The organism is Spirillospora sp. NPDC049652 (assembly GCF_040675125.1).
Taxonomy (GTDB): domain Bacteria; phylum Actinomycetota; class Actinomycetes; order Streptosporangiales; family Streptosporangiaceae; genus Spirillospora.
On record NZ_JBFAOF010000845.1, the window covers coordinates 1 to 3,180 of the forward strand.

The following is a 3,180-nucleotide window of genomic DNA, read 5'->3' on the forward strand; positions in this document are numbered from 1 at the left end:
CGCGGCGCACGCGCGCCTGCTGTTCGGCACCGACGGCTACGTCCAGCTCCGCACGGCCGCGCTGCGGCAGCGGCCCGGCGCGGACCCGATGCGGTCCTGGCTGGAGCCGCTGCTCGCCCGGTACGGCTGCGACTTCGGCGAGGACGTCATCACCGGGGACTGGACGGTCGACACCCAGCCGCCGTGGATGTGGCGGCCCGAGGGCGCGCGGCACCTGATGGTGCGGCCGACGCCGTTCAACGGCCCCTCGATCGTCCCGGCGTGGGTGCGCGAGGAGCCGGGCCGCCCGCGCGTCTGCCTCACGCTCGGCGTCTCGCACCGCGGCAACGACACGGCCGAGGCGAGCGCCGCCGACCTGTTCGAGGCGGTCGCGGACCTGGACGTCGAGGTCGTCGCCACGCTCAACGCCGAGCAGGTCGGCGACACGCCCGTCCCGGACAACGTCCGGGTGGTGGACTTCGTCCCGCTGAACGCGCTGCTGCCGACCTGCGCCGCCGTCGTCCACCACGGCGGGAACGGCGCGTCCGGCGCGGCCTACGAGCACGGCGTCCCGCAGCTCGTGGTGCCCGGCTCGTACTGGAGCGAGAAGTGGTTCGGGCCGCTGGCGATCGCCAACGGCGTCGAGGAGCAGGGCGCGGGCCTGTACGTCGCCGACTCCGACGCGCTGACCGGCGGCGCGCTGCGCAAGGCGCTGGACCGGGTGCTGTCCGAGCCGTCGTTCGCGCGCAACGCCGAGCGGCTCAGCCGGGAGATCCTCACGGTGCCGGCGCCGCGCGACATCGTCCCGTCGCTGGAGCGGCTGACCGAGGTCCACCGGGATCGGCGCGCCCCCGCCGCCGACCGCGGCTGACGCCGCCGCGGGCCGGCGGCTCACGGCGGCCGGCCCACGGCGGACTTTCTCACGGCTGAACTTCTTCACGGCGGACTCTTCACGGCGGACTCTTCACGGCGGACTCTTCACGGCGGACGGCCCGGGCGGATCACTCCGCCCGGGCCGTCCGCGCCCCCGGTGGTGCGGTCAGGCGCGGCCGCGCGCCGCCACGTACTCGCGGATGGTGCGGCCGACGTAGTCGGTCATCTCGTCGGTGACGCCCGGGTAGACGCCGATCCAGAACGTGTGGTCGACGATCGTGTCGCTGTTCTCCAGGCTGCCGACGACCCGGTGCTCCACGTCCCGGTAGGCGGGGTGCCGGAGGATGTTGCCGCTGAACAGCAGCCGGGTCCGGATCTGCTTCTCCTCCAGGTGCCGGACGAGCTCGGTGCGGGTGAACGGCGCCGCCGGGTCCACGGTGATGACGAACCCGAACCAGCTCGGGTTGCTGTCCGGGGTGGGCTCGGGGAGCCGCAGGCCGGGCACGCCGTCCAGCTCGTCCCGCAGCCGCTGCCAGTTCTTGCGGCGGGCCTCGCCGAACGCGGTCAGCCGGTCGAGCTGCGCCAGCCCGAGCGCGGCCTGCAGGTCGGTGGTCTTCAGGTTGTAGCCGATGTGCGAGAACGTGTACTTGTGGTCGTAGCCGAGGGGGAGCGACCCGAGTTCGCAGCTGAACCGCTTGCGGCAGCGGTCGTCCTCGCCGGGCAGGCACCAGCAGTCGCGGCCCCAGTCGCGGTAGGACTGGACGAGCGCCGCCAGCTCCAGGCTCCCGGTGAGCACGCAGCCGCCCTCGCCCATCGCGATGTGGTGCGCGGGGTAGAAGCTGACGGTGGCCAGGTCGCCGAACGTCCCGGTCAGCTTGCCCTGGAAGTAGGAGCCGACCGCGTCGCAGTTGTCCTCGACGAACCACAGGCCGTGCTGGTCGGCCAGCTCCTTGATCCCGGCCGCGTCGAACGGGTTGCCGAGCGTGTGCGCGATGATGATCGCCTTGGTCTTCGGGCCGATCGCGGCGGCCACCCGCTCCGGGGTGGTGTTATAGGTGCCGAGCTCGACGTCCACGAACACCGGGACCAGGCCGTTCTGCACGATCGGGTTCACGGTGGTGGGGAAGCCCGCGGCGACGGTGATCACCTCGTCGCCCGGGGCCAGCCGGGTCTCGGCGAGCTCGGGCGCGGTCAGCGCGGACAGCGCGAGCAGGTTCGCCGAGGAGCCCGAGTTGACCAGGTGCGCCTTGCGCAGCCCGAAGTGCCGCGCGAACCGGCGTTCGAACCGGGTCGCGGACGGGCCGGCGGCGACCCGCATCTCCAGCGCGGCCTCGACCAGCGCCGTCCGCTCGTCCGCGCCGAACACCGGGCCGGACGACAGCACCGGCGTCCGGCCCTCCTCGAAGCCGTCGTCGCCGGTCTGCTGCTGGTGGTACTCGCGGACGAGGTCGAGGATCCTCGCCTTCAGGTCATCGGTCATGACTGCTGGTTTCCTTCCGAGGGGGTGAGGCCGGCGGGGGCGGATCGGCCGGGGTGGGGCCGACCGGGACGGGGGGAGACAGGGGCGTGGAGGGGGAGGCGGCGGCGCGGCGGTCCGTGCGGTCTGCGAGGTCGGTGCGGCCTGCGAGGTCCGTGCGGGCCGCCGCCCAGATGTCGTCGAGGGTCCGCGGCAGCGTCCGGCGCGGCGACCCGCCGAGCGCGCGCCGGGCCCGCCCGGTGTCGGCGCGCTGCCAGTCGGCGCCCGCCGACCTGGCCCCGGAGCCGGTCACCGGGCGGAGGGTGAGGTCGAACGGCACCCCGCTGGTCTCGGCGAGCAGCCGGACCACCTCCGCGGCGGTGCGCGCGGCGCCCGACCCGATGTTGAAGCACCACTCCGGTGCCGGGTGGGCGGGTGGCGTGGCGGCTGCGACGACCGCGTCGGCGACGTCGCGGGCGTCCACGTAGTCGCGGTGCTGGCGGAGGTCCAGCAGTTCGAGCGCCGCGCGCCGGCCGTCCGCGCGTGCGGCGAGCAGCACTTCGAGCGCGCGCCCGAGGACGCTGGCGGGGGACATCCCGGGGCCGATGGCGTTGAACACCCGGAGCACGACGGCGTCCAGGCCGTGCTCGTCCGCGACGGCGCGCAACCGCCGCGTCCCGAGCAGCTTGGACCGTCCGTACTCCGTCACCGGCGCGGCGGGAACGCTCTCGTCCACGGCGGTGTGCGGTGGCACCGGCCCGTACTCCAGGCACGACCCGAGATGGACGAGCCGGCTCCGAGGCGCGGCATCGGCCATCGCCAGCGCGATCGCCTGGGGGACGTCGGCGTGGGGGGGGGGCCGGCCGCCCCCC

The 3,180-nt window shown here is 74.7% G+C and carries 3 protein-coding genes; 1 reads left to right on the plus strand and 2 read right to left on the minus strand.

The features are described 5' to 3' along the window. Positions 1 to 850 (plus strand): nucleotide disphospho-sugar-binding domain-containing protein (locus AB0J52_RS33660; protein ID WP_500186915.1); only part of this gene is annotated, 850 nt, incomplete at its 5' end. A gap of 168 nt (positions 851 to 1,018) precedes the next feature. Here AB0J52_RS33660 and rfbH read toward each other — a convergent pair. After that, positions 1,019 to 2,332 (minus strand): lipopolysaccharide biosynthesis protein RfbH, encoded by a 1,314-nt coding sequence (gene rfbH, locus AB0J52_RS33665; protein ID WP_500186916.1) that lies wholly within the window; start codon positions 2,330 to 2,332, stop codon positions 1,019 to 1,021. Beyond that, positions 2,322 to 3,180, minus strand: an 859-nt coding sequence (locus AB0J52_RS33670; RefSeq protein ID WP_500186917.1) for an NAD-dependent epimerase/dehydratase family protein, incomplete at its 5' end; no start/stop codon positions are given. The genes AB0J52_RS33670 and rfbH, both read right to left, overlap by 11 nt.

Bases quoted from the DNA above. Each gene is read 5' to 3' on its own strand.
- rfbH (WP_500186916.1), bottom strand. From the start codon at position 2,332: ATGACCGATGACCTGAAGGCGAGGATCCTCGACCTCGTCCGCGAGTAC.